The organism is Bosea sp. 124, assembly GCF_003046175.1.
Taxonomy (GTDB): domain Bacteria; phylum Pseudomonadota; class Alphaproteobacteria; order Rhizobiales; family Beijerinckiaceae; genus Allobosea.
This window is the reverse complement of sequence record NZ_PZZM01000001.1, coordinates 4,328,774-4,353,499: the sequence shown is the minus strand read 5'-3', so window position 1 is coordinate 4,353,499 and position 24,726 is coordinate 4,328,774. Positions and strand designations below refer to the sequence as shown.

General features: G+C 64.7%; 36 protein-coding genes. 1 reads left to right on the top strand and 35 read right to left on the bottom strand.

What is annotated here, in order from left to right:
• Together C8D03_RS20695 and C8D03_RS20690 are read right to left on the bottom strand one after the other, a co-directional pair.
• Nucleotides 1–1,308 carry a replication-associated recombination protein A gene (locus tag C8D03_RS20695; protein ID WP_108049258.1) on the bottom strand — a complete coding sequence of 436 codons (1,308 nt, stop codon included), beginning with the start codon at nt 1,306–1,308 and terminating at the stop codon, nt 1–3.
• Complete coding sequence (locus C8D03_RS20690) at nt 1,305–2,738, bottom strand: DegQ family serine endoprotease (RefSeq protein ID WP_108049256.1); 1,434 nt, start codon at nt 2,736–2,738, stop codon at nt 1,305–1,307. The genes C8D03_RS20695 and C8D03_RS20690 overlap by 4 nt, the downstream gene beginning before the upstream one ends.
• A 142-nt stretch (nt 2,739–2,880) precedes the next feature.
• Between C8D03_RS20690 and C8D03_RS20685 the strand changes: the two genes are divergently transcribed.
• A complete protein-coding gene (locus C8D03_RS20685; protein WP_181301139.1) occupies nt 2,881–3,300 on the top strand; it encodes a BLUF domain-containing protein in 420 nt (139 codons plus the stop codon).
• Between the two features lie 9 nt (nt 3,301–3,309).
• Here C8D03_RS20685 and C8D03_RS20680 read toward each other — a convergent pair whose 3' ends face one another.
• The 33 genes from C8D03_RS20680 to rpsG form a co-directional block, all read right to left on the bottom strand.
• The gene (locus tag C8D03_RS20680) at nt 3,310–4,281 is read right to left on the bottom strand and encodes a tripartite tricarboxylate transporter substrate-binding protein (RefSeq protein WP_108049252.1); all 972 of its coding nucleotides are present in this window, start codon (nt 4,279–4,281) and stop codon (nt 3,310–3,312) included.
• A gap of 125 nt (nt 4,282–4,406) precedes the next feature.
• Complete coding sequence (locus C8D03_RS20675) at nt 4,407–5,225, bottom strand: alpha/beta hydrolase family protein (RefSeq protein WP_181301137.1); 819 nt, start codon at nt 5,223–5,225, stop codon at nt 4,407–4,409.
• A 246-nt stretch (nt 5,226–5,471) separates the two neighbouring features.
• A complete protein-coding gene (gene rplQ / locus C8D03_RS20670; RefSeq protein ID WP_108049248.1) occupies nt 5,472–5,888 on the bottom strand; it encodes a 50S ribosomal protein L17 in 417 nt (138 codons plus the stop codon).
• A 117-nt stretch (nt 5,889–6,005) separates the two neighbouring features.
• Complete coding sequence (locus tag C8D03_RS20665; protein ID WP_054211959.1) at nt 6,006–7,022, bottom strand: DNA-directed RNA polymerase subunit alpha; 1,017 nt, start codon at nt 7,020–7,022, stop codon at nt 6,006–6,008.
• Nucleotides 7,023–7,110: 88 nt separating this feature from the next.
• The gene (gene rpsK, locus C8D03_RS20660; RefSeq protein ID WP_054144247.1) at nt 7,111–7,500 is read right to left on the bottom strand and encodes a 30S ribosomal protein S11; all 390 of its coding nucleotides are present in this window, start codon (nt 7,498–7,500) and stop codon (nt 7,111–7,113) included.
• A 171-nt stretch (nt 7,501–7,671) separates the two neighbouring features.
• Nucleotides 7,672–8,040 carry a 30S ribosomal protein S13 gene (rpsM, locus tag C8D03_RS20655; RefSeq protein ID WP_108049246.1) on the bottom strand — a complete coding sequence of 123 codons (369 nt, stop codon included), beginning with the start codon at nt 8,038–8,040 and terminating at the stop codon, nt 7,672–7,674.
• Nucleotides 8,041–8,282: 242 nt separating this feature from the next.
• Nucleotides 8,283–8,978, bottom strand: coding sequence for a tetratricopeptide repeat protein (locus C8D03_RS20650; protein WP_146170242.1), 696 nt, complete (start codon nt 8,976–8,978; stop codon nt 8,283–8,285).
• Nucleotides 8,978–9,562 (bottom strand): adenylate kinase, encoded by a 585-nt coding sequence (locus C8D03_RS20645; RefSeq protein WP_108049242.1) that lies wholly within the window; start codon nt 9,560–9,562, stop codon nt 8,978–8,980. The genes C8D03_RS20650 and C8D03_RS20645 overlap by 1 nt, the downstream gene beginning before the upstream one ends.
• Nucleotides 9,562–10,899: a preprotein translocase subunit SecY gene (gene secY, locus C8D03_RS20640; protein ID WP_108049240.1), complete on the bottom strand. Its 1,338-nt coding sequence runs from the start codon at nt 10,897–10,899 to the stop codon at nt 9,562–9,564. The genes C8D03_RS20645 and secY overlap by 1 nt, the downstream gene beginning before the upstream one ends.
• 106 nt (nt 10,900–11,005) lie before the next feature.
• Nucleotides 11,006–11,485, bottom strand: coding sequence for a 50S ribosomal protein L15 (rplO, locus tag C8D03_RS20635; protein ID WP_108049238.1), 480 nt, complete (start codon nt 11,483–11,485; stop codon nt 11,006–11,008).
• A 13-nt stretch (nt 11,486–11,498) separates the two neighbouring features.
• Nucleotides 11,499–11,696 (bottom strand): 50S ribosomal protein L30, encoded by a 198-nt coding sequence (rpmD, locus tag C8D03_RS20630; protein ID WP_108051858.1) that lies wholly within the window; start codon nt 11,694–11,696, stop codon nt 11,499–11,501.
• A gap of 10 nt (nt 11,697–11,706) precedes the next feature.
• Nucleotides 11,707–12,267, bottom strand: a complete 561-nt coding sequence (gene rpsE / locus C8D03_RS20625; protein ID WP_108049235.1) for a 30S ribosomal protein S5 — start codon at nt 12,265–12,267, stop codon at nt 11,707–11,709.
• Nucleotides 12,268–12,421: 154 nt separating this feature from the next.
• Nucleotides 12,422–12,784: a 50S ribosomal protein L18 gene (gene rplR / locus C8D03_RS20620; RefSeq protein ID WP_108049233.1), complete on the bottom strand. Its 363-nt coding sequence runs from the start codon at nt 12,782–12,784 to the stop codon at nt 12,422–12,424.
• 5 nt (nt 12,785–12,789) lie between these two features.
• The gene (rplF, locus tag C8D03_RS20615) at nt 12,790–13,323 is read right to left on the bottom strand and encodes a 50S ribosomal protein L6 (protein WP_108049231.1); all 534 of its coding nucleotides are present in this window, start codon (nt 13,321–13,323) and stop codon (nt 12,790–12,792) included.
• Nucleotides 13,324–13,356: 33 nt separating this feature from the next.
• Nucleotides 13,357–13,752, bottom strand: coding sequence for a 30S ribosomal protein S8 (gene rpsH / locus C8D03_RS20610; protein ID WP_092177802.1), 396 nt, complete (start codon nt 13,750–13,752; stop codon nt 13,357–13,359).
• A 12-nt stretch (nt 13,753–13,764) separates the two neighbouring features.
• The gene (gene rpsN, locus C8D03_RS20605) at nt 13,765–14,070 is read right to left on the bottom strand and encodes a 30S ribosomal protein S14 (RefSeq protein WP_108049229.1); all 306 of its coding nucleotides are present in this window, start codon (nt 14,068–14,070) and stop codon (nt 13,765–13,767) included.
• 36 nt (nt 14,071–14,106) lie between these two features.
• Nucleotides 14,107–14,676 (bottom strand): 50S ribosomal protein L5, encoded by a 570-nt coding sequence (gene rplE, locus C8D03_RS20600; RefSeq protein WP_108049227.1) that lies wholly within the window; start codon nt 14,674–14,676, stop codon nt 14,107–14,109.
• On the bottom strand, nt 14,669–14,986 hold the full coding sequence (gene rplX / locus C8D03_RS20595) for a 50S ribosomal protein L24 (protein WP_069055531.1): 318 nt from the start codon (nt 14,984–14,986) through the stop codon (nt 14,669–14,671). Before rplX ends, rplE begins: the two co-directional genes overlap by 8 nt.
• Entirely contained in the window at nt 14,986–15,354 is a 369-nt protein-coding gene (gene rplN, locus C8D03_RS20590; RefSeq protein ID WP_054144259.1) for a 50S ribosomal protein L14, read from the bottom strand. Before rplN ends, rplX begins: the two co-directional genes overlap by 1 nt.
• Before the next feature lie 210 nt (nt 15,355–15,564).
• Nucleotides 15,565–15,807: a 30S ribosomal protein S17 gene (rpsQ, locus tag C8D03_RS20585; RefSeq protein WP_054211873.1), complete on the bottom strand. Its 243-nt coding sequence runs from the start codon at nt 15,805–15,807 to the stop codon at nt 15,565–15,567.
• 11 nt (nt 15,808–15,818) lie between these two features.
• Nucleotides 15,819–16,031, bottom strand: a complete 213-nt coding sequence (gene rpmC, locus C8D03_RS20580; protein WP_054144261.1) for a 50S ribosomal protein L29 — start codon at nt 16,029–16,031, stop codon at nt 15,819–15,821.
• An 11-nt stretch (nt 16,032–16,042) separates the two neighbouring features.
• On the bottom strand, nt 16,043–16,456 hold the full coding sequence (rplP, locus tag C8D03_RS20575) for a 50S ribosomal protein L16 (RefSeq protein WP_108049225.1): 414 nt from the start codon (nt 16,454–16,456) through the stop codon (nt 16,043–16,045).
• Nucleotides 16,457–16,474: 18 nt separating this feature from the next.
• Nucleotides 16,475–17,185: a 30S ribosomal protein S3 gene (gene rpsC, locus C8D03_RS20570; protein ID WP_108049223.1), complete on the bottom strand. Its 711-nt coding sequence runs from the start codon at nt 17,183–17,185 to the stop codon at nt 16,475–16,477.
• A gap of 10 nt (nt 17,186–17,195) precedes the next feature.
• Entirely contained in the window at nt 17,196–17,579 is a 384-nt protein-coding gene (rplV, locus tag C8D03_RS20565) for a 50S ribosomal protein L22 (RefSeq protein WP_108049221.1), read from the bottom strand.
• Nucleotides 17,580–17,582: 3 nt separating this feature from the next.
• Nucleotides 17,583–17,861, bottom strand: coding sequence for a 30S ribosomal protein S19 (gene rpsS, locus C8D03_RS20560; RefSeq protein WP_054144265.1), 279 nt, complete (start codon nt 17,859–17,861; stop codon nt 17,583–17,585).
• Between the two features lie 8 nt (nt 17,862–17,869).
• Nucleotides 17,870–18,712, bottom strand: coding sequence for a 50S ribosomal protein L2 (rplB, locus tag C8D03_RS20555; protein WP_108049219.1), 843 nt, complete (start codon nt 18,710–18,712; stop codon nt 17,870–17,872).
• 15 nt (nt 18,713–18,727) lie between these two features.
• Nucleotides 18,728–19,036 (bottom strand): 50S ribosomal protein L23, encoded by a 309-nt coding sequence (locus tag C8D03_RS20550; RefSeq protein ID WP_108049216.1) that lies wholly within the window; start codon nt 19,034–19,036, stop codon nt 18,728–18,730.
• Nucleotides 19,033–19,653 (bottom strand): 50S ribosomal protein L4, encoded by a 621-nt coding sequence (rplD, locus tag C8D03_RS20545; RefSeq protein WP_108049214.1) that lies wholly within the window; start codon nt 19,651–19,653, stop codon nt 19,033–19,035. The genes C8D03_RS20550 and rplD overlap by 4 nt, the downstream gene beginning before the upstream one ends.
• The gene (gene rplC, locus C8D03_RS20540; RefSeq protein WP_108049212.1) at nt 19,653–20,378 is read right to left on the bottom strand and encodes a 50S ribosomal protein L3; all 726 of its coding nucleotides are present in this window, start codon (nt 20,376–20,378) and stop codon (nt 19,653–19,655) included. Before rplC ends, rplD begins: the two co-directional genes overlap by 1 nt.
• Before the next feature lie 74 nt (nt 20,379–20,452).
• Entirely contained in the window at nt 20,453–20,761 is a 309-nt protein-coding gene (rpsJ, locus tag C8D03_RS20535) for a 30S ribosomal protein S10 (protein WP_043237115.1), read from the bottom strand.
• Nucleotides 20,762–20,829: 68 nt separating this feature from the next.
• On the bottom strand, nt 20,830–22,020 hold the full coding sequence (gene tuf / locus C8D03_RS20530) for an elongation factor Tu (RefSeq protein WP_103872334.1): 1,191 nt from the start codon (nt 22,018–22,020) through the stop codon (nt 20,830–20,832).
• Between the two features lie 53 nt (nt 22,021–22,073).
• A complete protein-coding gene (gene fusA, locus C8D03_RS20525) occupies nt 22,074–24,149 on the bottom strand; it encodes an elongation factor G (protein WP_108049210.1) in 2,076 nt (691 codons plus the stop codon).
• 35 nt (nt 24,150–24,184) lie between these two features.
• Nucleotides 24,185–24,655, bottom strand: coding sequence for a 30S ribosomal protein S7 (gene rpsG / locus C8D03_RS20520; protein ID WP_108049208.1), 471 nt, complete (start codon nt 24,653–24,655; stop codon nt 24,185–24,187).
• Nucleotides 24,656–24,726 lie beyond the last annotated feature (71 nt).

Sequence of the window (24,726 nt, the reverse complement as noted above, 5' to 3'; positions counted from 1 at the left end):
CTACTCCCCCCGCTCTTCCCGCAGCTTCTCCCAATACTCCAGCCGCTTCCTGATCTCGCGTTCGAAACCGCGCTCCGGCGGGTCGTAGAAGCGCTGCCGGCCGAGCGCGTCCGGCCAGTAGTTCTGGCCCGAGAAGGCGTCGGGCGCGTCGTGGTCGTAGTTGTAGTCCGCGCCATAGCCCTCGTTTTTCATCAGCTTGGTCGGGGCGTTGAGGATGGTCTTGGGCGGCATCAGCGAGCCGCGCTCGGCCGCGACGCGGCGCGCGGCCTTGTAGGCCATGTAGGCGGCATTCGATTTCGGCGCGGTCGCGAGATAGATGACCGTGTTGGCGAGTGCCAGTTCGCCCTCGGGCGAGCCGAGCTGCTCATAGGTCTGCGCCGCGGCCCGCGCGTGCACCAGCGCCTGCGGATCGGCGAGCCCGATATCCTCGACCGCCATCCGCACCAGCCGCCGCGCCAGGAAGCGCGGGTCCTCGCCGGCGTCGAGCATGCGGGCGAAATAATACAGCGCCGCATCGGGATCCGAACCGCGGATCGTTTTATGCAGCGCCGAGATCAGGTTGTAGTGGCCGTCCTGCGCCTTGTCGTAGATCGGCGCGCGGCGCTGGATCACCTCGGCCAGCCCCGCCTCGTCGAAGATCTCGCCGGGCTTGGCGGCGCGCCACAGCTCCTCGGCCAGCGTCAGCACGGCACGCCCGTCGCCATCGGCGAAGCGCGCCAGCGCAGCCCTCGCCTCCGGCGTCAGCGGCAATTCGCGATTCTCGAGCAACTCGGCCCGGCCGAGCAGGAAGAGCAGAGAGCCCTCGTCCAGCGACTTGAAGGTCAGCACGCGGGCACGCGACAGCAGCGCCGCGTTGAGTGCGAAGGACGGGTTCTCGGTGGTCGCCCCGACCAGCGTGATCGTGCCGTCCTCCATCACCGGCAGGAAGGCGTCGAGCTGGGCCCGGTTGAAGCGGTGGATCTCGTCGACGAAGAGCAGCGTGCCCTTGCCGCCGAGGCGGCGCCCACGCGCCGATTCGAAGACCTTCTTGAGATCGGCAATACCGGAGAAGATCGCACTGATCTGCTCGAAGCCGAGATCGACCTGCCCGGCGAGCAGCCGCGCCACGGTCGTCTTGCCCGTGCCGGGCGGGCCCCAGAAGATCAGGCTGCCGAGCGAACCCGAATGCACCAGGCGCGTCAGCGCCCCGTCCGGCCCGGTCAGGTGCTCCTGGCCAGCGACCTCGGCCAGCGTCGTCGGACGCAAGCGGTCGGCGAGCGGACGCGGGCCGGACTTGTCCAGCCCTGAGGCGGCGAACAGATCGCTCACCCCGGGAAGACCGAGGTCACGCTCTGGCCGCCGCGCGAGATCGTCACCTCCCAGGAGCGCTTGCGCTCCTTCAGTGCGGTCTCGACATCACGCGAATTCGTCATGCGCTCGCCGTTCAGGGCCTGAACGATGTCGCCCTTCTGGAAGCCGATGCGGGCGGCCGTGCTGTCCTCCGCGATCTCGGCGACCACGACCCCTTCGGTGCCGGCATCGATCGCCAGTTCCTCGGCGAGGGCCGGCGACAGGTTCATCACGGTCAACCCCGCGAGCGGCGAACGGCCCGACAGCGTCACCGGATCACGCGGACGCAGCTCCGGCGCCGGAATCAGCTTCACCGGCAAGGTGACGCGTTTTCCGGAGCGCAGCACCGTCAGGCTGGCGACGCCACCAAGCGGCCGCGTCGCGAAGCGATAGCCGAAGGACTCCGGATCATCGACGCCGACCCCGTCGACGGCCAGAATCACATCGGAGCGGCGCAGGCCTCCCTCCGCCGCGGGCCCCTTCTCGACCACGCCGGCGACGACCGAGCCGGCCGGCCGGTCGAGCCCGAGCCCGTCTGCGACATCGGGCGTCAGCGCCTGCAGCCGGGCTCCGAACCACGGCCGGCGCACCGTCTTGGCGCCGGTCTTCGCGCTTTCCAGCACGACCCGCACCATGGCGGCGGGAATGGCGAAACCGATGCCGTGGCTGCCGCCGGAGCGCGAGAAGATCGCCGTGTTGATGCCGATCACGCGGCCCTGCATGTCGACCAGCGCGCCGCCGGAATTGCCGGGATTGATCGCTGCGTCGGTCTGGATGAAGGATTGGGCGTCACCGACACCGATCTGCGTGCGCGCCAGCGCCGAGACGATACCCTGTGTCACCGTCTGGCCGACACCGAAGGGATTGCCGATCGCCAGCACGATGTCGCCGATCTCGACCTTGTCGGAATCGGCCAACTCGATCGCGATCAGGTCCTTGGCGCTCTTGAGCTTGAGCACGGCGAGATCGGTGCGCGGATCGCGCAGCAGGATCGTCGCCTCGACCTCGCGCTTGTCGGCAAAGGCAACCTTGACCTCGCTCATGCCCTCGATGACGTGGTTGTTGGTGACCACGAGCCCGCTGGCATCGACCACGACGCCCGAGCCCAGCGAACGCTGCACGCGCTCCTGCGGCACGCCGAAGCCACCATCGCCGAAGAAGCGGCGAAAGAACGGATCGTCCATGAACGGGTTGCGCGGCTGCTTCTCGACGCGCGCGCCATAGACGTTGACGACGGCGCCGGCGCTCTTCTTCACGACGCCCGCGAAGGAGAGCGATATCTCCTGACGCGACTCGGGGACCTGCCGCGCCTGCCCGGCCGCAGGCCAGGGAGCAAACCCGATCGCCAGCGCGAGCAGAAGCCCGCCGGCGGCGGATCGGGTCCGGCTTCTCACGAAACGTTCGGTCATTCCTGTCCTCACGATGAAACAAAGGTGTGGCGGCAACGTTGCAGCTCCAGCATCGATCCATGGATGCCGCCCGCCACCGTTCTGGTGGAGAGGGCCTGATTCACCCGATGACCACCGGTCTCTGCCACGAAAGAAGCGGCCCATGAGCTTGATCCGACTTGTTTATGCCAGTGAAAGCCGGCTCGTCGAGGCCAATCGTCAGGCCGAGATCGACAGGATCATCGAGAGTGCCCGCCGCCTGAACGCCCGCAACGACATCACCGGCTTCCTGCTGGCCACGACCGCCTCCTTCGCGCAGGTGCTGGAAGGCGATGGCCGGACCGTTGCCGAGACCTATGGCCGGATCGTGGCCGATCCACGCCATGACACGGTCCGCCTGCTGGCGGAGCACGGGATCGACCAGCGCGGCTTTCCACATTGGTCGATGGGCCTGGCCGAGCGCGACGAGACCACGACCTTCATCTTCGGGCTCTATGGCGTGACGCCGGAAAACGACCTGCCGCAGCATGAAGCCGACGTGCTGGTCGATCTCGCCGGCGAACTTGCGCGCCAGCGCAGCTGACGCCGCGGCTCACTTGTCCTGGAGCAGAAGCCGGTACTTTTCGATCTCGCCCGGAACCAGCGCCGCCACAAAGGCGGGCGTCATCTCGTCCGCGGCCGGCACGACCGACGACAGATCCTTGAACCGCCTCTGCAGGTTCGCGCTGGACAGCGCGGTTTTCAGCGCCGCGTTCAGCTTGGCGATGACCGGCTCGGGCGTGTTCTTTGGTACGAAGATCGCATTCCAGCCCTGCGCCTGAAACGCCGGCAGGCCAGCCTCCGCCGCAGTCGGGACATCCGGCAGGCTCGCCAGCCGGGACGGCGTCGCCACCACGAGCGCCCTGACCTTCTCGCCCATGACCGCGCCCGACAGCGAGGTCGCCGCATCGCAGACGCCGTCGATCTGCCCGCCCATCAGGTCGTTCAGCGCCGGCCCCGCGCCGCGATAGCTCACCAGCGCGACATCGACGCCGGCCGCCTTGATGAAATTGCGGCAGATCAGATAGTTCGACGACCCGACGCCGGCATGGCCGAGGCTGACCTTGCCGGGATTGGCCTTGGCATAGGCGACGAACTCCATCAGCGTCTTGGCCGGGAAGTCGAGTTTCAGCGCGATCATCGGCGAGGTCTTCGCGACCAGCCCCACCGGCGCGAAGTCGGCATGGGTGTATTTGAGGTCCGGGTAGATCGTATAGGACGCGGCATTGGTGCCGCTGTTGCCGATGACGATGGTGTAGCCGTCGGGTTCGGCCCGCGAGGCCCGTGACAGCGCCGTCGCCCCGCCCGCGCCGCCCATGTTCTCCATCACGATGCGCTGCCCCAGCACGCGCCCCATCTCGTCGCCGACGAGCCGGGCGATCACGTCCGACGAGCCGCCAGCCGCGAAGGGCACGATCATGGTGATGGGCTTGGAGGGGTAGCTGTCCTGGGCCACGACGGGCGCGATCGAGGCCACAGCCCCCAATGCGATGGCCGCGGTCCATGCGACGATGTGAGCTAGCATGACGTTGTTCCCTGCCTGCGCAGCCCGCCGAGTCCGGCGAGCCAACCCGCGGCAGAGGCTAGCATCCGCATCGCGAGCGGCAAAGGCGTGGCTTCGGCAACAATCGCGCACAGGAAACAGCCCGTTCAAGGGGACGGGATGCAGCCGCGCGCCAGCTGGAACGACGTCCTCGTGACGCCATGATGGTCCGGCCCTCGACCTTCCGTCTCGACGACCTCGACGCCGTGCCCGGCTTTCCGGAGCCGCTCCACCCAGTCGAGCTGCAAGGCGAAGGGCGTGTTCTGATCCCTGGGATCGCCGACGACGATCAGGCGGCGTGCCGGGTCGCGAACGATGCTCGCAATGTGATCGATACTTTCATAGGCGTCGCAATAGCCCGTCACGTCACATCCCGGGCGCGACGGCTGGCCAAGCAGCCGACGCCTGAACTCGGCTCTGGCGTTGACGGCATAGACGCCCGAACCCATGACCGCACAGGCGATGTTTCTCGCGCCCAGCGTCAGCACCGCGCCGATGGCGGCGCTGCCGCCCGACTGCCCGACCACGACGATACTTGGCCTGCGATATCGTTCACGCAGAGTCTCGATCGCAGCCGCGATGGAGTGGAACTCCTTCGCACGACGGCGCTGCTTGTGATCCCCCGATGATCCGAAGACCCCCGGTCTCGCCAGAAGCAGATAGACCACGCCGGGCTTGAACGACTGTCGGCGCATGTTGCGGACCAGCGTTTCCGGCGTGATCTTCTCGTAGTCGCCGAGCGACTTTCCCCCGCTCAGGTGATCGCCGTGCAGATAGATGACGAGGGCCTCTGGCGGGACCTGATCGGGCTTGGGTGCCGGATGAGACGCGTAGGTCGCCAGACATTCCGTTCCGAGCTTGTGCGAGACCCAGACGGCGCCCTCCTGTTCGGCGCATTTCCTCTCGTCGGCTTGCGTGCCCTCCACGAGATCGCGCGCCGAAAATGGCGTCGGAGGGGCGCCCCGCTGCTGCGCTAGACCATGGGCGGCGAAACAGAGCAGGAGAAGGCCAGCGACAGGCGCAGACCGGACGAAACGCGGGACAGGCGGGACGCCTCCGCAGCGGGAACCCGGGCCGTGACGTCGCATCCGCTCCTCCCCAAAATCAAGGCAAGAAAAAAGGGTGGCCCGAAGACCACCCTTCTGAAATCGATCATCCGACCGAGGAGAGCCTCAGGCCGCCTCGTCCTCCGCCGTGAACACCGGGCCTGAATCCTGGCCCTTGGCATCGACGTCGCGGTCGACGAACTCGATCACGGCCATCGGGGCGTTATCGCCGAAGCGGAAGCCCGCCTTCATGATGCGAAGATAGCCGCCGTTGCGCTCCTTGTAGCGGGGCCCGAGCACCGCGAAGAGCTTGCCGACCAGGGCGACGTCCTTGATCTGCGCGATCGCCTGGCGGCGGGCATGCAGGTCGCCGCGCTTGGCGAGCGTGATCAGCTTCTCGACGACCGGACGCAGATCTTTGGCCTTGGGCAAAGTGGTGGTGATCTGCTCGTGCTTGATCAGGGCCTGGGACATGTTGGCGAACATCGCCTTGCGATGCTCGACAGAGCGGTTGAAACGACGACCGCGAAAACCGTGACGCATGTGATGGCTCCTTCGTGATTACGGCCGCCGTGCCACGGTACGGCCGTTCTTTATGCTCCGACGCTCATGCACCGGGCGGGGTAGAGCTGGCGCGAGTACGAGCCCGCGCCGGCTGGATCAGTAATGCTCCTCGAAGCGCTTCGCGAGCTCTTCGATGTTCTCCGGCGGCCAGCCGGTGACGTCCATGCCGAGGTGGAGGCCCATGGTGGCGAGCACTTCCTTGATCTCGTTCAGCGACTTGCGGCCGAAGTTCGGGGTGCGCAGCATCTCGCCCTCCGACTTCTGGATCAGGTCGCCGATATAGACGATGTTGTCGTTCTTCAGGCAGTTCGCCGAACGCACCGAAAGCTCGAGCTCGTCGACCTTCTTGAGCAGCGCCGGGTTGAAGGGCAGCTGCGGCGCGGTCGAGACGGCCTCTTCCTTGCGCGGCTCCTCGAAGGTGATGAAGACGGCGAGTTGGTCCTGCAGGATGCGGGCGGCCAGAGCCAGCGCGTCCTCAGGGGTCACCGAGCCGTTGGTCTCGATGTTCAGGGTAAGCATGTCGCGGTCGAGATTCTGGCCCTCGCGGGTGTTCTCGACGCGGTAGGACACCTTCTTGACCGGCGAATACAGGCTGTCGACCGGGATCAGGCCGATCGGCGCATCTTCCGGGCGGTTCTGCTCGGAGGGGACGTAGCCCTTGCCGGTGTTGACCGTAAACTCCATGCGGATCTCGGAGCCCTCGTCCAGCGTGCAGAGCACGAGATCGGGGTTCAGGATCGAGACGTCGCCAATGGTGTTGATGTCGCCGGCGGTGACAGTGCCCGGGCCGGTCTTGCGCAGGGTCATGCGCTTGGGGCCCTCGCCCTGCATCTTGACCGCGATGGCCTTGATGTTGAGGACGATGTCGGTGACGTCCTCGCGGACGCCCGGGATCGATGAGAATTCATGCAGCACGCCGTCGATCTGGACGGCGGTGACGGCCGCGCCCTGGAGCGAGGAGAGCAGCACGCGACGCAGCGCGTTGCCGAGCGTCATGCCGAAACCGCGCTCCAGCGGACGGGCGATGACGGTCGCCTGACGCTTCGGATCGTCTCCGACCTTGATTTCGAGCTTGTTGGGCTTTGACAGATCCTGCCAGTTCTTGCTGATCACGACCGCACTCCTGGTGCTTGAATTCAATGGCGGCGGCGGGCCGCCCCGGACAGGCGCCCGCCGGTGCGGGCGCCTCTAAGATCGGGTATCAGACGCGACGGCGCTTGCGCGGACGGCAGCCGTTATGCGGGATCGGCGTCACGTCGCGGATCGAGGTCACGGTGAAGCCGGCGGCCTGGAGGGCGCGCAGGGCCGATTCACGTCCCGAACCCGGGCCGGTGACTTCGACTTCCAGCGTGCGCATGCCGTGCTCGGCAGCCTTGCGGGCGGCGTCCTCGGCGGCAACCTGGGCGGCGTAGGGCGTCGACTTCCGCGAACCCTTGAAGCCCATCGTGCCGGCGGACGACCACGAGATCGTGTTGCCCTGCGCGTCGGTGATGGTGATCATGGTGTTGTTGAACGAGGCGTTCACATGCGCAACGCCGGAAACGATGTTCTTGCGTTCGCGGCGCTTAACGCGCTGGGCTTCCTTGGCCATAGGTCTTTCATCCTTCAGGCGCGCCCGTGATGCCAGGCGCTGGGGAGAGATATTCCGCCGTCATACCCGGGCTTGTCCCGGGCATCTCAGGCAGGAGAAGGCGCGTGGACCGCGCCCTCGTCACGAGATCCTCGGGCCAAGCCCGAGGATGACGATTGCCTCAGGCAATCGTCACTTCTTCTTGCCGGCGATCGCCTTCGGCTTACCCTTCCGGGTGCGCGCATTGGTATGCGTGCGCTGACCGCGAACCGGCAGGCCACGGCGATGGCGCAGGCCGCGATAGCAGCCCAGATCCATCAGGCGCTTGATGTTCATCGAGACTTCGCGGCGCAGATCGCCCTCGACGAGATAATCGCGATCGATCGCCTCGCGGATCTGAAGGACTTCGGCATCGGTCAGCTGGTTGACACGGCGCTCGGCGGCAATGCCGACCTTGGTGCAGATTTCCTGGGCCTTGGACGCGCCGATGCCGTGGATGTACTGCAGGCCGATGACGACGCGCTTATTGGTCGGAATGTTGACGCCCGCGATACGAGCCATGATCGTCTCTCCATGTCGGCCGATCGACGCCCATTGGCGCACCGGCGGTTATCGATGACCTCGCGCCGGTGGAGGCCGGCCTCTGCGAAGCGTTGAACCTGTTCCACGCGGGAATGCGACGTCGCCCCTTCTCACGAAGGTAACGGCATCGCTCGCATGAAACCGGAAGTGGGGTCGTTAGTCGCTTGGGAAGCCTGAGTCAACCCGCCAAAATCAAGAAACATGCCAAACCGCCGAACGCGTCAACACGCTGCAAGTTTTGCCAGCCCCGCCAGATCATTCTGCAGTCCGGCAGGCGGCGATTTGCTCCTCGCCTGCGCCAGCGCGTCGCAGGCCCTGGCCTTCTGTCCAGTCTGGGCATAGGCGAAGCCGAGATTGCTCCAATGCATCGCGCCGGCCTGCGGATCGCGCACCACGGTCTCAAGCAACGGCAGAGCCTCGGCCGGCCGCCCCAGCGTCAGGAGCAGCCGCGCCTGATCGGCGAGGATGGCCGGATCGCCCGGCTTGAGCCGAGCCGCTATCGCGAACAGCTCCTCGGCATAGGCCGCATCCCTGAACCGCGCCACGGCGATGATGGCAAAGCCGTGATAAACCTCAGGCGCGGCCGGGTTCAGCAGATAGGCCTGATTGTAGCGCCGGGCCGCCGAGGCGAGATCATTGCCGGGCAGCGCCTGTCCGGCCAGTTGCAGCGCCCTGCGAAAGCCGGCTTCCCGGCCGGCGCTGGTCTCGACGGAGGCGACGAACGCCTGATCTGCCGCCACCTGTTGCGCTGTCTTTACGCCGAAGCCGAAGAACGGCATCTCGTTCAATGGCGCGTCATAGCTTCGCCTGGTGACCGAAATCCCCGGCGCAACAGCCACCGTCTCGGCAAGTGTCGGTGCAACGGCCAAAAGCCAGCCCAGAAACGCAAGTCCAGACCGGCCCCGGCACTGGGCCATCAGTTCGCTCCGAGCGCCTTCTCGATCGCTGCCGTGACCTCGTCGATCGGCTTCATGCCGTCGATATCGACCACCTGTCCGCGCGCAGCATAATAGGGCGCCACGACCGCCGTATCGCGGTTATAGGCCTCGAGCCGCGTCTTGAAGACCTCCGGATCATCATCCTTGCGAACCGGCTGGCCGGCGGCCCTCGCCTCCGCGGCGCGCCTGACGATGCGGTCGACGAGCTTGCTCTGGTCGACCTTGAGCTCCAGCACCGTGTCGAGCTTCAGGCCCTTGGAGGCCAGCATCGTGTCGAGCGCTTCGGCCTGTGCCAGCGTGCGCGGAAAACCGTCGAGGATGAACCCCCTCTTCGCATCCGCCTCCTCGATGCGATCGGCGACGATGCCGATCACGATCTCGTCCGAGACGAGCCCGCCCGCATCCATCACCGCCTTGGCCTTCACGCCGATCGGCGTCCCGGCCGCGACGGCGGCGCGCAGCATGTCGCCGGTCGAGAGCTGCGGAATGCCATGCTTCGCGACGATGCGCGCAGCCTGAGTGCCTTTACCCGCCCCCGGCGGCCCCAGGAAGATCAGTCGCATCAGCGTTTCGCCCCTCGCAGCTTGGCCTTCTTCACCAGCCCCTCATACTGATGGGCCAGCAGGTGTCCGTGGACTTGCGCCACGGTGTCCATGGTCGTCGTCACCACGATGAGCAGCGACGTGCCGCCCAGCAGGATGATCGGAATCTGGGCATAGGTGATCATGAACTCGGGGATAAGGCAGACGATAGTCAAATAGCCTGCGCCGAGCACGGTGATGCGGGTCAGCACGCGGTCGATATGCTCGGCGGTGCGCTCGCCCGGGCGGATACCCGGCATGAAGCCGCCATGCTTCTTGAGGTTGTCCGCCGTCTCGACCGGGTTGAACACGATCGCGGTGTAGAAGAAGCAGAAGAAGATGATCAGCGCCGCGTAGAGGAACATGAACAGCGGCCGACCATGGGCCAGATAGGTCGCGACGATGGACAGGAAGCCCGTCCCGCCGGAGGCTTGGCTGAAGCTCGCGATCGTCGTCGGCAGCAGCAAGAGCGAGGAGGCGAAGATCGGCGGAATGACGCCGGCCGTGTTGAGCTTCAGCGGCAGGAACGAGGTCTGGCCCTCATACATCCGGTTGCCGACCTGGCGCTTGGGGTAATTGATCAACAGCCGGCGCTGAGCCCGCTCCATGAACACGCAGAACGCGATGACGCAGATCGCCATCACCAGGATCAGCAGCAGCAGGCCCGTCGAGATCGCACCCTGGCGGCCGAGTTCGAGCGTCTGCGCGAGTTGCGAGGGGAATTCGGCGATGATGCCCGAGAAGATGATCATCGAGGTGCCGTTGCCGATGCCGCGGCTGGTGATCTGCTCACCGAGCCAGAGCAGGAACATCGTGCCACCGACGAGTGTCAGCGTGGTCGAGAGCAGGAAGAACGGCCCCGGCTCCAGCACCAGATTGCCCGAGCCCTGGAGGCCGACGCCGATGCCATAGGCCTGGAACACCGCCAGCACGAGCGTCAGGTAGCGCGTGTACTGGTTCAGGATCTTGCGGCCCTGCTCACCCTCCTTCTTCAGCGTCTCGAAGGTCGGGACGACGCTGGAGAGCAGCTGGATGATGATCGAGGCCGAGATATACGGCATGATCGCCAGTGCGAAGATCGCAAGCCGGCCGACGGCGCCGCCGGAAAACATGTTGAACAGGCCCAGCACGCCCGTCTGCGACTGCTTGAACAGGTCGGCGACCGCGTCAGGGTTCATGCCGGGCAGCGGGATATAGGTGCCGAGCCGGAAGATCACCAGCGCCCCGAGGGTGAACCAGATCCGCTTCTTCAGCTCGTCCGCCTTGGCGAACGCCCCGAAGTTCAGGTTGGAAGCAAGCTGTTCAGCCGCCGATGCCATGCGTCTGGTCCTTGGGTGATGTCGTCATTCGGTCGTCAAACAGTCGAACGGCGGCCTGGGCTTCTGGCCCGGCCGCCGTTCGCGAGTCGTCATGTAAGCGTTCGGCTCACGCCTGTGAAGCGGCAGCCGCCAGGATCTTCACAGAACCGCCGGCCTTCTCGATCGCCTCGACGGCCGACTTCGACGCGCCGAACACCTCGAAGACGAGCTTGGCCTTGAGTTCGCCTACGCCCAGAATCTTGACGCCGTCCTTGGCCTGGCGCGTGATGACACCGGCGGCGACGAGCGCCTCGATGGTCACGATACCCTTCGCATCGAGTTTGCCGGCCTCGACCGCCTGCTGAATCCGGCCGAGATTGACCTCGTTCAGATCCTTGGCGAAGAGGTTGTGGAAGCCGCGCTTCGGCAGGCGACGATAGAGCGGCATCTGGCCGCCTTCGAAGCCCTTGACCGCCACGCCTGCACGGGCCTTCTGACCCTTGACGCCACGGCCGCCGGTCTTGCCCTTGCCCGAGCCGATGCCCCGGCCGACGCGGATGCGCGACTTGTGGGCGCCTTCGTTGTCACGGATGTCGTTGAGTTTCATCGAACGATACCCCTCACTTCGCGTCAACGACGCGCACGAGGTGCCTGACCTTATCGATCATGCCCCGCACGGACGGCGTATCGACCAGGGTCGACTGCCGGCGAATCTTGTTGAGGCCGAGACCGATCAGGGTCTGGCGCTGCGACGCCTCGCGGCGGATCGGGCTACCGATCTGCTCGACGACGACGGTCTTGTTTTCAGACTTTGCCATGATCGCACCCTCACGCTTCGACAGCGGCGTCGGTGCCGGCATCGCGGCGACGCGTCTGCAGGGACGAAACCTTGAGGTTGCGGCGCGCGGCGACGCCACGCGGGCTGTCTTCGTTCTTCAGCGCGTCGAACGTCGCGCGAACGAGGTTGTACGGGTTCGAGGAGCCGAGCGACTTCGACACCACGTCCTGCATGCCGACCGCCTCGAAGACGGCGCGCATCGGGCCGCCGGCGATGATGCCGGTACCGGCCGGAGCGGCGCGCAGCACGACCTTGCCGGCGCCATGACGGCCCTGGACGTCATGATGCAGGGTGCGACCCTCGCGCAGCGGGATACGGACCAGACCGCGCTTGGCGGCTTCCGTCGCCTTGCGGATGGCCTCGGGAACTTCACGGGCCTTGCCGTGGCCGAAGCCAACGCGGCCCTTCTGGTCGCCGACGACGACGAGCGCAGCGAAGCCGAAGCGACGACCACCCTTCACCACCTTGGCGACGCGGTTGATATGGACCAGACGGTCCACGAATTCCGAATCGCGCTCTTCGCGATCGCGGTCACGAGGCTCTCTCGCCATTGTCTTTCCTCTTACTTGCGCGGCAGCAGGCTCAGTGTCCGGCGCCGCTCGCTCGAGCGTTCCTGATGGAACGACGGTCTCAAAACAGATAGAGCCCGGCCCCTGCCCCGGCGCCTTGCGGCGTCGAGGGAGGAAAACCGGGATTTGGCCGAACTCAGAAGTTCAGGCCGCCTTCGCGGGCTGCATCCGCCAGCGCCTTGACGCGGCCGTGATACATGTAGGAGCCGCGGTCGAAGACCACGTCCTTCACGCCCGCCTTCGCAGCGCGCTCGGCGATCAGCTTGCCGATCGTCGCAGCGGCCTCGACGTTCGCGCCCGACTTGATGTCGCCGCGGATGTCCTTGTCCAGGCTCGAGGCCGACGCGACGGTAACACCCTTCACGTCGTCGATGACCTGGGCATAGATCTGCTTGCCGGTGCGGTGCACCGACAGGCGGGCGCGGCCATTGGCAACGGCCTTGATCGCGCGGCGGACGCGGGCCTTGCGGCGCGCAGTATTTTCGGTCTGCTTGCTCATGGCGCTTACTTCTTCTTCCCTTCCTTGCGGAAGATGAATTCGCCGGCGTATTTGACGCCCTTGCCCTTGTAAGGCTCAGGCCCGCGATAGTCGCGAATCTCGGCGGCGGTCTGGCCGACCACCTGCTTGTCGATGCCGGTGATGACGATTTCGGTCGGCTTCGGCGTGACGATCGCGACCCCTTCCGGGATCGGATAGTCGATGTCGTGGCTGTAGCCGAGCGACAGCTTGAGCACCTTGCCGGTGACGGCGGCCTTGTAGCCGACGCCGTTGATCTCGAGCTTCTTCTCGAAGCCCGAGGTCGTGCCGAGCACCAGATTGGCGATGCGGGCACGCGAGGTGCCCCAGAGCGAACGGGCGCGCTTGCTCTGCGAACGCGGCTGAACCGCGATCGAACCGTTCTCCATGGCGACCGAGACGTCGTCGGGCACGGTGAAGGAGAGTTCCCCCTTCGCGCCCTTGATCTTGACGAGCTGGCCGGCGACGTTGGCGGTGACGCCAGCGGGAACCGGAACAGGCTTCTTACCGATACGAGACATTGGATTTCTCCTGAAAACGAGCGGCGCGAAAGGTCAGAAGACCTTGCAAAGCACTTCGCCGCCCACGTTCTGCTCGCGGGCAAGGTGATCGGGCATCACACCCTTCGGGGTCGAGATGATGGTCACGCCCAGGCCATCGGCCACGCGCGGCATCGTCTCCACCGAAGAATAGACGCGGCGGCCGGGCTTCGACACACGCGAGATCGACCGGATGACCGGCTGTCCCTCATGGTACTTCAGCTCGATATCGAACTCGGTCCGGCCATTGCCGAACTCGGTCTGCGTGTAGCCGCGGATGTAGCCCTCGGACTGAAGCACGTCGAGGACACGAGCCCTCAGCTTCGAACCGGGCGTCGAAACGCGCGACTTGCGCCGCATCTGCGCATTGCGGATGCGGGTCAGCATATCTCCAAGCGGATCAATGATCACGATGCGTCCTCCTCACCAGCTCGACTTGACGAGGCCGGGAACCAGCCCCTTGTTGCCGAGCTCGCGCAGAGCAACGCGCGACATCTTCAGCTTGCGATAGAACGCACGCGGACGGCCGGTCACTTCGCAACGGTTGCGAACGCGGGTCGGCGCCGAATTGCGCGGCAGTTCGGCCAGCTTGAGGCGAGCGAGGAACCGCTCGTCCATGGACTGGCTTTCGTCATTGGCGATCGCGAGAAGCCGCGCGCGCTTGCCCGCGAATTTCTTCACGAGAGCCTTGCGGTGGTTGTTGTTCTCGACGGAGCTTTTCTTAGCCATCGATCTCTCCTGGTTTCCGCGTATGAACGCTTAAGTTCACTGCCGGAACGGGAAGTTGAAGTGCTTGAGCAGGGCGCGTGCCTCGTCGTCCGACTTCGCAGTCGTGCAGACGATCACGTCCATACCCCAGACCTGGTCGACCTTGTCGTAGTTGATCTCGGGGAACACGATGTGCTCCTTGATCCCGAGCGCAAAATTGCCGCGCCCGTCGAAGGACTTCGGGTTGAGACCCCGGAAGTCTCGCACGCGCGGCAGGGCGATGGTGACGAGCCGGTCGACGAACTCGAACATCTTGGTCTTGCGCAGCGTGACCTTGCAGCCGACCGCCATGTTCTCGCGCAGCTTGAAGCCGGCGATGGCGAGGCGGGACTTGGTGATGACCGGCCGCTGGCCGGCGATCAGGGCGAGGTCGCCGGCGGCGTTGTCGACCTTCTTGCGATCGGCCGTCGCTTCGCCAACGCCCATGTTGATGACGACCTTTTCGATGGTCGGCACCTCCATGACGTTCTTGTAGCCGAACTCGGCGATCATCGCAGGACGGACGACGTCCTCGTAATGCGTCTTCATGCGCGGCGTGAGAGCCGCCTGCTGCTGATTATCAGCCATCGATCAGATCTCCCGAACGCTTGGCGAAACGGACCTTTCGGCCGTCGTCCAGAACCTTGAAGCCGACGCGGGTCGGCTTGCCGTCCTTCGGATCGGCCACGGCCAGGTTCGACAAATCGATGGTGGCTTCCTTGGAGATGATGCCACCTTCGGACTGGGCAGACGCCTTGGTGTGCTTCTTGACGAGGTTGACACCACGCACCACGGCGCGGGCATCCTTCGGCATCACCTGGAGCACTTCACCGGCCTTGCCCTTATCACGGCCGGCCAGCACGACGACCTTGTCGCCCTTCTTGATTTTCGCAGCCATCAAAGCACCTCTGGCGCAAGCGAGATGATCTTCATGTGGTTCTTGGCGCGCAGCTCGCGCGGAACCGGTCCGAAGATACGGGTGCCGACCGGCTCTTTCTGGTTGTTGATCAGCACGGCCGCATTGCGGTCGAAGCGGATCACCGAGCCGTCGGCGCGCTTGACGTCCTTGGCCGTGCGAACGACGACCGCCTTCATGACGTCGCCCTTCTTCACGCGACCGCGCGGAATGGCTTCCTTGATCGAAACGACAATGATGTCGCCAATGCGGGCATAGCGCCGCTTCGACCCGCCGAGAACCTTGATGCACATCACGCGACGGGCGCCGGAGTTATCCGCGACCTCGAGATTCGTCTGCACCTGGATCATGGCCTTGATCCTTCCAGTGTGTATCAGCGCGGTTTCCCGAAAGCATCAGCGCCTCCGGGACTACGACTGACGGGGGTCGATCGCCCCCTGGCCTCAAAACAAAGCATGATCCGCAAAAGTGGCGCGCACTCTTGCGGCTAAACATGCCCGACTTCGTATTCCGCCCTCCCCGCGATCCGATATGATTCGGACCATGGAGACCGCGTTGACCTACGCCTTGGGGGCGTTGTCGAGCACAACCCAGCTTTTCAGCTTGGAAATGGGCTTGGACTCCTCGATCCAGACCTGATCGCCGACCTTGGCCACCTGCGCCTCATCGTGGGCGTGGTAGTTCTTGGTACGGCGAACCGTCTTCTTGAGGAGAGGGTGCGTATAGCGCCGCTCGACCTTGACCACAACAGTTTTGTTCTGCTTGTCGCTGACGACGACGCCCTGCAGCACGCGCTTCGGCATTGTCTAACTCCTCAGGCGCTCGCCGCCACGGTCTTCGACCGCTGCAGCGTCTTGATGCGGGCGATGTCCTTGCGGACCTCGGTCACCCGGGCGGTGTTCTCGAGCTGGCCGGTGGCCTTCTGAAAGCGCAGGTTGAACTGCTCCTTCTTGAGCTTCAGGAGTTCGTCCTGAAGCAGGTCCACGCTCATGGCGGTCAGGTCGGACAGGCGTTGCGAAGCTTTCATCGTGTCCTCCCTTACTCGGCGATGCGCTGGATGAAGCGCGTCTTGATCGGCAGCTTGGCCGCACCGAGGCGCATGGCCTCGCGAGCGATATCCTCGGGCACGCCGTCGATCTCGAACATGATCCGGCCCGGCTTGACCTTGGCTGCCCAGAATTCAGGCGCGCCCTTGCCCTTGCCCATGCGGACTTCGGTCGGCTTCTTCGAAACCGGCACGTCCGGGAAGATGCGGATCCAGACGCGGCCGGCACGCTTCATGGCACGGGTGATCGCGCGGCGGGCCGCCTCGATCTGCCGGGCGGTGACGCGCTCGGGCTCCTGGGCCTTCAGACCGAACTGGCCGAAGTTGAGATCCGTGCCGCCCTTGGCGACGCCGGAAATGCGCCCCTTGAACTGCTTGCGGAACTTCGTCTTCTTTGGTTGCAACATGGCTCTTCTCGATCAGCCTTACGCTGCATGGTCACGACGATGGCCACCGCCGGAACGGCTGCCCTCGTCTGCCATGCGCTTGTCCTGGGCCATCGGGTCGTGTTCGAGGATCTCGCCCTTGAAGATCCAGACCTTGATGCCGCACGTGCCGTAGGTGGTGAAGGCGGTGCCGACACCGTAATCCACATCGGCGCGCAGCGTGTGCAGCGGCACGCGGCCCTCGCGATACCACTCCAGCCGCGCGATTTCAGCGCCGCCGAGACGGCCCGAGCAGTTGATGCGGATGCCCTCGGCGCCCAGACGCATGGCCGACTGAACGGCCCGCTTCATGGCGCGACGGAACGCGACGCGGCGCTCGAGCTGCTGCGCGATCGAGTCGGCGACCAGCGTCGCGTCGATCTCGGGCTTGCGCACCTCGACGATGTTGATCGTCACATCGGCCTTGGTGAGCTTCATCACCGACTTGCGCAGCTTCTCGATATCGGCGCCCTTCTTGCCGATCACCACGCCCGGACGAGCCGAGTGGATGGTGACGCGGCACTTCTTGTGCGGGCGCTCGATGATGATCTTGGAGATCGCGGCCTGCTTCAGCATCTTCATCAGGGAGGCGCGGATCGCCATATCCTCATGAAGCAGCTTGCCGTACTCGCCCTTCTGCGCGAACCAGCGCGAATCCCAGGTGCGATTGATGCCGAGGCGAAGCCCGATCGGATTGATTTTCTGACCCATCGTTCTCTCCTCAGGCCTTGGCCGCAGCGACTTCGCGCACGATGATCGTGATGTTCGCGAAGGGCTTCAGGATGCGGGCGCCACGGCCGCGGGCGCGGGCATGGAAGCGCTTCATCACGAGCGCCTTGCCGACGAAGGCCTGGGCCACCACGAGATCGTCGACGTCGAGATCATGATTGTTCTCGGCATTGGCGATCGCGCTCTGGAGGCACTTGCGCACATCGAGCGAGATCCGCTTGCGCGAGAACTCGAGATCGGCGAGCGCCGTAGCGACCTTCTTGCCCCGGATGAGCTGGGCGACGAGGTTGAGCTTCTGCGGCGAGACGCGAAGGTTGCGAGCGATTGCAACGGCTTCGTTCTCGGGCAGCGCACGGGGGGCTGATGCTTTTCCCATGGCTTACTTCCTCTTCGCCTTCTTGTCGGCGGCGTGGCCGTGAAAGGTGCGCGTCGGCGAGAACTCGCCGAACTTGTGGCCCACCATCTCCTCGGAGACGTTCACCGGCACATGCTTGTGGCCGTTGTAGACGCCGAACGTCAGACCGACGAACTGCGGAAGGATCGTGGAGCGACGGCTCCAGATCTTGATGACCTCAGACCGGGCCGCCGAACGGGCAACCTCGGCCTTTTTCAGAAGGTATCCGTCGACAAACGGACCTTTCCAAAGCGAACGCGCCATGACGGACCTCAGTTCTTCTTCTTGCGGGCGTGACGGCTCGACACGATGAACGTATCGGTCCGCTTGTTCGAGCGGGTCTTCTTGCCCTTGGTCGGCTGACCCCAGGGCGTGACCGGGTGACGGCCACCCGAGGTGCGGCCTTCGCCGCCGCCATGGGGATGGTCGACCGGGTTCATCGAGACGCCGCGGTTATGCGGACGACGGCCGAGCCAGCGCGAGCGACCCGCCTTGCCGTCGTTCCTGTTCATGTGGTCGGGGTTCGAAACCGCGCCCACCGTAGCATAGCAAAGGCCGCTGATCAGGCGCTGCTCGCCCGAGTTCAGGCGGACGATGACATAGCCCTGGTCGCGACCGACGATCTGGGCATAGTTGCCAGCCGAACGCGCCAGCTGTCCGCCCTTGCCGATCTTGAGCTCGACATTGTGGACGATCGTGCCGATCGGCAGCGTGCCCATCGGGGCGGCATTGCCGGGTTTCACGTCGACCGACGGACCCGAGATCACGCTGTCGCCGACGGCAAGGCGCTGCGGGGCCAGGATATAGGCCTGCTCGCCGTCGCTGTACTTGATCAGCGCGATGAACGCCGTGCGGTTCGGATCATACTCAAGCCGCTCCACGACGGCCGGAATGCCATCCTTGCCGCGACGCTTGAAGTCGATCAGGCGCAGCGTCCGCTTGTGTCCACCACCGCGGAAGCGGACGGTGATGCGGCCGAGATTGTTGCGGCCGCCGGAGGACGACTTGCCCTCCGTCAGCACCTTGAGCGGCTTGCCCTTGTAGAGCTCGCTGCGGTCGACGATCACGAGCTGGCGAAGGCTCGGCGTGACCGGCTTGAAATGCTTCAAAGCCATGTTTGCGATCCTTCCTTACAGGCCCGTGGTCACATCGATGGAGTGACCTTCCTCGAGGGTCACGACCGCCTTCTTGACGTCCGAGCGCTGGCCGAGCCGGCCCCGGAAGACCTTCATCTTGCCCTCGGTGACAAGCGTGTTGACGCTCTTCACCTTGACATCGAACAGCTTCTCGATCGCCGCCTTGATCTGCGGCTTGGTCGCGGTCTTGGCGACCTTGAAGACGACCTTGTTGTGCTCGGAGAGCATGGTCGCCTTTTCGGTGATCACCGGGCCACGAATGACGTCGTAGTGGCGCGGGTCCAGATTCTTCGCGGAGCTCATGTGAAGCGCGCCTCCAGCGCATCGACAGCCGCGCGGGTCAGGACAAGCTTGTCGCGACGCAGGATGTCATAAACGTTGATGCCCTGGATCGGCAGGACGTCGACATTCGGGATCGCACGTGCCGCCAGGCCGAAATTCGTGTCGATCTCGGCGCCGCCGATCACCAGCGCGCTGGAAAGAGCCAGCTTGCCGAAATGGCCGAGCAGCACCTTGGTCTTCGGCTCGGACAGCTTGGCGTCATCGATGATGATGATGCCGCCGGTCTTGGCCTTGGACGAAAGCGCATGGCGCAGAGCCAAGGCGCGGACCTTCTTGGGCAGATCGTGAGCGTGGTCGCGAACGATCGGGCCGAAGGCCTTGCCGCCACCGCGGAACTGCGGAGCAGACGCTGCACCGTGACGAGCGCCGCCGGTGCCCTTCTGCTTGTAGATCTTCTTGCGGGTGCGGTCGACTTCCGACCGGCCCTTGGACTTGTGCGTGCCGGCGCGGCGCTTGGCGAGCTGGTAGCGCACCATGCGGGCCAGGATATCGGCGCGCGGCTCAAGGCCGAAGATCGCATCCGAGAGCTCGACCGAACCGGCCGAGCCACCTTCGAGGGTGGTGATATCGAGCTTCATCACGCGTTCTCCTCAACCGTCTCGGCTGCGGGAGCCGGCGTTTCGCCGCCATTCAGCTTGAACTTGCCCGGCAGGGGCGCATCCTTCGGCAGGGCGCGCTTGATCGCGTCCCGCACATGGATCCAGCCGCCGGCGTGCCCGGGGACAGCGCCCTCGACCAGGATCAGACCGCGCTCGACATCCGTCTGGACGACGCGCAGGTTCTGCGTGGTGACGCGCTCGGCTCCGAGGTGGCCAGGCATCTTCTTGTTCTTGAAGGTCTTGCCAGGGTCCTGACGGCCGCCGGTCGAACCGATCGAGCGGTGCGAGACCGAAACACCGTGCGTGGCGCGCAGACCACCGAAGTTCCAGCGCTTCATGCCACCGGCGAAGCCCTTGCCGAGCGTCGTGCCGCTGACATCGACGAACTGGCCGACGACGAAGTGGTCCGCCGTCAGCTCGGCGCCGACCGGGATCAGCGCGTCATCGGACACGCGGAACTCGACGACCTTGCGCTTGGGCTCGACCTTGGCGACGGCGAAATGGCCGCGCTCAGCCTTCGAGACATTCTTGACCTTGGCCAAGCCTGTTCCGAGCTGCACGGCGACATAGCCGTTCTTCTCGATCGTGCGATGAGCGACGACCTGGCAGTTATCGAGTTTCAGCACGGTGACCGGGATATGTTCGCCGGCATCCGTGAAGATGCGGGTCATCCCGACTTTCTGTGCAATCACACCGGAACGCATCGGTGCATACCTTCCCTTGGGGTCATGTTCATCCCGCCGATATGCGGGAGACAGAGGACCCGGCTAAATTAGGATCAGAGCTTGATTTCGACGTCGACGCCGGCGGCGAGATCGAGCTTCATGAGGGCGTCGACCGTCTGCGGGGTCGGGTCGACGATGTCGAGAACCCGCTTGTGGGTCCGCATTTCGAACTGCTCGCGCGACTTCTTGTCGATGTGGGGCGAGCGGTTGACCGTGAACTTTTCGATGAGCGTGGGCAGCGGGATGGGGCCGCGGACCTGGGCGCCCGTCCTCTTTGCGGTCGACACGATCTCGCGCGTCGAAGCGTCGAGAATGCGGTGGTCGAACGCCTTGAGGCGGATCCGGATATTCTGACCGTTCATGGTCTCAATCTTCCTCGTGACGTGAGAAGGCAAAGGCCGCAGGGCCTTCGCCCTCACGAAAACGCCTGTTACGCGATGATGCTTGCGACGACGCCGGCGCCGACGGTCCTGCCGCCTTCGCGGATGGCGAAGCGCAGCTTCTCTTCCATCGCGATCGGCACGATCAGGTGCACTTCCATGGCGATGTTGTCGCCCGGCATCACCATCTCCGTGCCTTCCGGCAGGTGCACCACGCCCGTCACGTCGGTCGTGCGGAAGTAGAACTGCGGGCGGTAGTTGGTGAAGAACGGGGTGTGGCGACCGCCCTCCTCCTTGGTCAGGATGTAGGCCTCGGCCTTGAACTTCGTGTGCGGCTTCACAGAGCCCGGCTTGCACAGGATCTGCCCGCGCTCGACGTCCTCACGCTTCGTGCCGCGCAGCAGCGCGCCGATGTTGTCGCCCGCCTGGCCCTGGTCGAGCAGCTTGCGGAACATCTCGACGCCCGTCACCGTCGTCTTGACCGTGTCCTTCAGCCCGACGATCTCGATTTCCTCGCCGACCTTGACGATGCCGCGCTCGACGCGACCCGTCACCACCGTGCCGCGGCCCGAGATCGAGAACACGTCCTCGACCGGCATCAGGAACGGCAGGTCCAGCGGACGCGCCGGCTGCGGGATGTACTCGTCGACCGTCTTCATCAGCGCCAGAACCGCGTCATGGCCGATGGTCTTGTCGCCATTGTCGAGCGCGACCTTGGCCGAACCCTTGGTGATCGGGATGTCGTCGCCGGGGAAATCGTATTTCGACAGAAGCTCGCGGATCTCCATCTCGACCAGCTCGAGCAGCTCGGCGTCGTCGACGAGATCGACCTTGTTCATGAACACCACCAGCGCCGGAACGCCGACCTGGCGCGCCAGAAGGATGTGCTCGCGGGTCTGCGGCATCGGGCCGTCGGCCGCCGACACCACCAGGATCGCGCCGTCCATCTGCGCCGCGCCCGTGATCATGTTCTTCACATAGTCGGCGTGGCCGGGGCAGTCGACGTGAGCGTAGTGACGCGCAGCCGTCTCGTACTCGACATGCGCCGTCGAGATCGTGATGCCGCGGGCCTTCTCTTCCGGAGCCTTGTCGATCTGGTCATACGCCGTGAACGTCGCCCCGCCCGACTCCGCCAGGATCTTCGTGATCGCAGCCGTCAAAGACGTCTTGCCATGGTCGACGTGACCAATCGTTCCAATGTTGCAATGCGGCTTCGTCCGAGCAAATTTCTCTTTGGCCATCGTAGCCTCCGTCAGTCAAATCGTTGTTGCGTTAAAGCAGGTCGGGCTGGTGATCAGGCGTACTTGGCCTGGACCTCGGCGGCCACCGCCGACGGAACCTGCTCATAGTGGTCGAACTGCATGGTGTAGTTGGCACGGCCCTGGCTGAACGAGCGCAGCTGGTTGACATAGCCGAACATGTTGGCGAGCGGGACCATCGCATTCACGACGACCGCGTTGCCGCGCATGTCCTGGCCCTGGATCTGGCCACGACGCGAGTTCAGATCGCCGATGACCGAACCGGTATAGTCTTCCGGGGTCACGACCTCGACCTTCATGATCGGCTCGAGCAGCACGGAGCCGCCCTTCTGCAGACCTTCACGAAGCGCGGCGCGCGACGCGATTTCGAAGGCAAGAGCCGACGAGTCAACCTCGTGGAAGGCGCCGTCGATCAACGTCACCTTGACGTCGACCACCGGGAAGCCGGCGATCACGCCCGAGCCGATGACCGAGTTGAGGCCCTTTTCGACGCCGGGGATATATTCCTTCGGAACCGTTCCGCCGACGACCTTGGATTCGAACTCGAAGCCCTTGCCCGTCTCGTTGGGCTCGATCACCAGCTTGACGCGGGCGAACTGGCCGGTACCGCCGGTCTGCTTCTTGTGGGTGTAGTCGACCTCGACCTTCTTGGTCAGGGTCTCGCGATAGGCCACCTGCGGCGCGCCGATATTGGCGTCCACCTTGTAGGTCCGGCGCAGAATGTCGACCTTGATGTCGAGATGCAGCTCGCCCATGCCCTTGAGGATGGTCTGGCCACTCTCCTGGTCGGTCGAGACGCGGAACGAGGGATCCTCGTTGGCGAGCTTCGCCAGGGCGAGGCCGAGCTTCTCCTGGTCGGCCTTGGACTTCGGCTCGATCGCGATCGTGATGACCGGCTCGGGGAATTCCATGCGCTCGAGGATGACCGCCTTGAGGGGGTCGCACAGCGTGTCGCCGGTGCGGACATCCTTGAGGCCGGCCAGGGCGACGATGTCGCCGGCGAAAGCCTCCTTGATGTCTTCGCGGTTGTTCGCGTGCATCAGCAGCATGCGGCCGACGCGCTCTTTCTTGTCGCGGGTCGAGTTGATCACGCCCTGGCCGGTCTCGACCTTGCCGGAATAGACGCGGCAGAAGGTGATCGTACCGACGAACGGATCGTCCATGATCTTGAAGGCGAGCATGGAGAAGGGATCCTCATCCGTCGGATGACGAACGGTCTCTTCCTCGGTCTTGAAGTCGATGCCCTTGATCTCGCCGCGATCCACCGGGGACGGCAGGAAGTCGACGACCGCATCGAGAAGCGGCTGCACACCCTTGTTCTTGAAGGCCGAACCGCAGAGCACGGGATGAAAGGCGCGGCGCTGCACGGCGGTGCGCACCAGGCGACGAAGCGTCTCGGCATCCGGCTCGGTGCCGTCGAGATAGGCTTCCATCGCCGCATCGTCCATATCGACGGCGGCTTCGATCAGCTTGCCGCGATACTCGACGGCCTTGTCGAGCAGGTTCGCCGGGATGTCTGTCTCTTCGAAGGACGCGCCCAGCGCTTCGCCGTTCCAGACGATCGCCTTCATCTTGATCAGATCGATGACGCCGGCGAAATCCGACTCGGCGCCGATCGGGATCTGCAGGCAGACAGGCTTGCCGGCAACGCGATCGATGATGTCCTGAACGCAGCGATAGAAATCGGCGCCGGTCTTGTCCATCTTGTTGACGAACACGACGCGCGGCACGTCATACTTGTCGGCCTGGCGCCAGACGGTCTCGGTCTGGGGCTCGACGCCCTGGTTGCCGTCGAGAACGCAGACGGCGCCGTCGAGCACGCGCAGCGAACGCTCGACTTCGATGGTGAAGTCGACGTGGCCAGGGGTGTCGATGATGTTCAGGCGATGCTCGCGCCACAGGCAGGTCGTCGCAGCGGAGGTGATCGTGATGCCACGCTCCTGCTCCTGCGTCATCCAGTCCATGGTCGCGGCGCCATCATGGACTTCGCCGATCTTGTGCGACTTGCCCGTGTAGAACAGGATTCGCTCGGTCGTCGTCGTCTTGCCGGCATCAATGTGGGCCATGATGCCGAAATTACGATAACGGTCGATGGGATGGGAACGGGCCATGAGTATGCTCTGTCTTTCCGAAGTGGCGCGGACGATTACCAGCGATAATGCGAGAAGGCACGGTTGGCTTCCGCCATCCGGTGCGTGTCTTCACGCTTCTTGACCGCGTTGCCACGGTTGCTGGCCGCATCCATCAGCTCCGAGGAGAGACGCTCGACCATCGTCTTGTCGTTGCGGCCGCGAGCGGCCGAGATCAGCCAGCGGATCGCCAGCGCCTGACGGCGCTCGGTACGAACCTCGACCGGAACCTGGTAGGTGGCGCCGCCGACGCGGCGCGAACGCACCTCGATCGCCGGAGCGACGTTCTCGAGCGCGCTCTTGAAGACAGCGAGCGGATCGCTCTTCATCTTGCTCTCGATGATGTCGAAGGCACCGTAGACGATCCGCTCTGCGGTCGACTTCTTGCCCTCGTACATGACCGAGTTCATGAACTTGGTCACGATCACGTCGTGGAACTTCGGATCGGGAATGATCTCGCGCTTTTCGGCGCTATGGCGGCGGGACATCGTCTAGTCTCCGGTCAATCTTCAATGCTGCGAACCGGCGCGAACCATCAAGGCCCTGCCGGTCTGGCAGA

Excerpts from the sequence above, each read along its gene's own strand:
- rpmC (WP_054144261.1), bottom strand. The coding sequence starts at position 16,031 with ATGAAAGCTTCGCAACGCCTGTCCGACCTGACCGCCATGAGCGTGGAC.
- fusA (WP_108049210.1), bottom strand. The coding sequence starts at position 24,149 with ATGGCCCGTTCCCATCCCATCGACCGTTATCGTAATTTCGGCATCATG.
- rplC (WP_108049212.1), bottom strand. The coding sequence starts at position 20,378 with ATGCGTTCCGGTGTGATTGCACAGAAAGTCGGGATGACCCGCATCTTC.
- secY (WP_108049240.1), bottom strand. The coding sequence starts at position 10,899 with ATGGCATCGGCGGCTGAACAGCTTGCTTCCAACCTGAACTTCGGGGCG.
- rpmD (WP_108051858.1), bottom strand. The coding sequence starts at position 11,696 with ATGGCAAAGTCTGAAAACAAGACCGTCGTCGTCGAGCAGATCGGTAGC.
- rplD (WP_108049214.1), bottom strand. The coding sequence starts at position 19,653 with ATGAAGCTCGATATCACCACCCTCGAAGGTGGCTCGGCCGGTTCGGTC.
- rplP (WP_108049225.1), bottom strand. The coding sequence starts at position 16,456 with ATGTTGCAACCAAAGAAGACGAAGTTCCGCAAGCAGTTCAAGGGGCGC.
- C8D03_RS20645 (WP_108049242.1), bottom strand. The coding sequence starts at position 9,562 with ATGCGACTGATCTTCCTGGGGCCGCCGGGGGCGGGTAAAGGCACTCAG.
- C8D03_RS20685 (WP_181301139.1), top strand. The coding sequence starts at position 2,881 with ATGAGCTTGATCCGACTTGTTTATGCCAGTGAAAGCCGGCTCGTCGAG.
- rplO (WP_108049238.1), bottom strand. The coding sequence starts at position 11,485 with ATGAAACTCAACGACATCCGTGACAACGAAGGCGCCCACAAGTCGCGC.
- tuf (WP_103872334.1), bottom strand. The coding sequence starts at position 22,020 with ATGGCCAAAGAGAAATTTGCTCGGACGAAGCCGCATTGCAACATTGGA.
- rpsK (WP_054144247.1), bottom strand. The coding sequence starts at position 7,500 with ATGGCCAAGGAAGCCCAGCGCGTTAAGCGCCGCGAACGCAAGAACATC.
- rplF (WP_108049231.1), bottom strand. The coding sequence starts at position 13,323 with ATGTCTCGTATCGGTAAGAAGCCTGTTCCGGTTCCCGCTGGCGTCACC.
- C8D03_RS20680 (WP_108049252.1), bottom strand. The coding sequence starts at position 4,281 with ATGCTAGCTCACATCGTCGCATGGACCGCGGCCATCGCATTGGGGGCT.
- C8D03_RS20550 (WP_108049216.1), bottom strand. The coding sequence starts at position 19,036 with ATGAGCTCCGCGAAGAATCTGGACCCGCGCCACTACGACGTCATTCGT.
- rpsS (WP_054144265.1), bottom strand. The coding sequence starts at position 17,861 with ATGGCGCGTTCGCTTTGGAAAGGTCCGTTTGTCGACGGATACCTTCTG.
- rplQ (WP_108049248.1), bottom strand. The coding sequence starts at position 5,888 with ATGCGTCACGGTTTTCGCGGTCGTCGTTTCAACCGCTCTGTCGAGCAT.
- rpsC (WP_108049223.1), bottom strand. The coding sequence starts at position 17,185 with ATGGGTCAGAAAATCAATCCGATCGGGCTTCGCCTCGGCATCAATCGC.
- C8D03_RS20650 (WP_146170242.1), bottom strand. The coding sequence starts at position 8,978 with ATGGCCCAGTGCCGGGGCCGGTCTGGACTTGCGTTTCTGGGCTGGCTT.
- rpsN (WP_108049229.1), bottom strand. The coding sequence starts at position 14,070 with ATGGCTAAGAAAAGCTCCGTCGAGAACAACAACCACCGCAAGGCTCTC.
- rpsM (WP_108049246.1), bottom strand. The coding sequence starts at position 8,040 with ATGGCTCGTATCGCGGGCGTCAACATTCCGACCAATAAGCGCGTCGTC.
- rpsG (WP_108049208.1), bottom strand. The coding sequence starts at position 24,655 with ATGTCCCGCCGCCATAGCGCCGAAAAGCGCGAGATCATTCCCGATCCG.
- rplN (WP_054144259.1), bottom strand. The coding sequence starts at position 15,354 with ATGATCCAGGTGCAGACGAATCTCGAGGTCGCGGATAACTCCGGCGCC.
- rpsE (WP_108049235.1), bottom strand. The coding sequence starts at position 12,267 with ATGGCGAGAGAGCCTCGTGACCGCGATCGCGAAGAGCGCGATTCGGAA.
- rplB (WP_108049219.1), bottom strand. The coding sequence starts at position 18,712 with ATGGCTTTGAAGCATTTCAAGCCGGTCACGCCGAGCCTTCGCCAGCTC.
- rpsJ (WP_043237115.1), bottom strand. The coding sequence starts at position 20,761 with ATGAACGGTCAGAATATCCGGATCCGCCTCAAGGCGTTCGACCACCGC.
- rplX (WP_069055531.1), bottom strand. The coding sequence starts at position 14,986 with ATGGCTGCGAAAATCAAGAAGGGCGACAAGGTCGTCGTGCTGGCCGGC.
- rplR (WP_108049233.1), bottom strand. The coding sequence starts at position 12,784 with ATGAGCAAGCAGACCGAAAATACTGCGCGCCGCAAGGCCCGCGTCCGC.
- rplV (WP_108049221.1), bottom strand. The coding sequence starts at position 17,579 with ATGGGAAAAGCATCAGCCCCCCGTGCGCTGCCCGAGAACGAAGCCGTT.
- C8D03_RS20690 (WP_108049256.1), bottom strand. The coding sequence starts at position 2,738 with ATGACCGAACGTTTCGTGAGAAGCCGGACCCGATCCGCCGCCGGCGGG.
- rpsQ (WP_054211873.1), bottom strand. The coding sequence starts at position 15,807 with ATGCCGAAGCGCGTGCTGCAGGGCGTCGTCGTCAGCGACAAGCAGAAC.
- rplE (WP_108049227.1), bottom strand. The coding sequence starts at position 14,676 with ATGGCTGATAATCAGCAGCAGGCGGCTCTCACGCCGCGCATGAAGACG.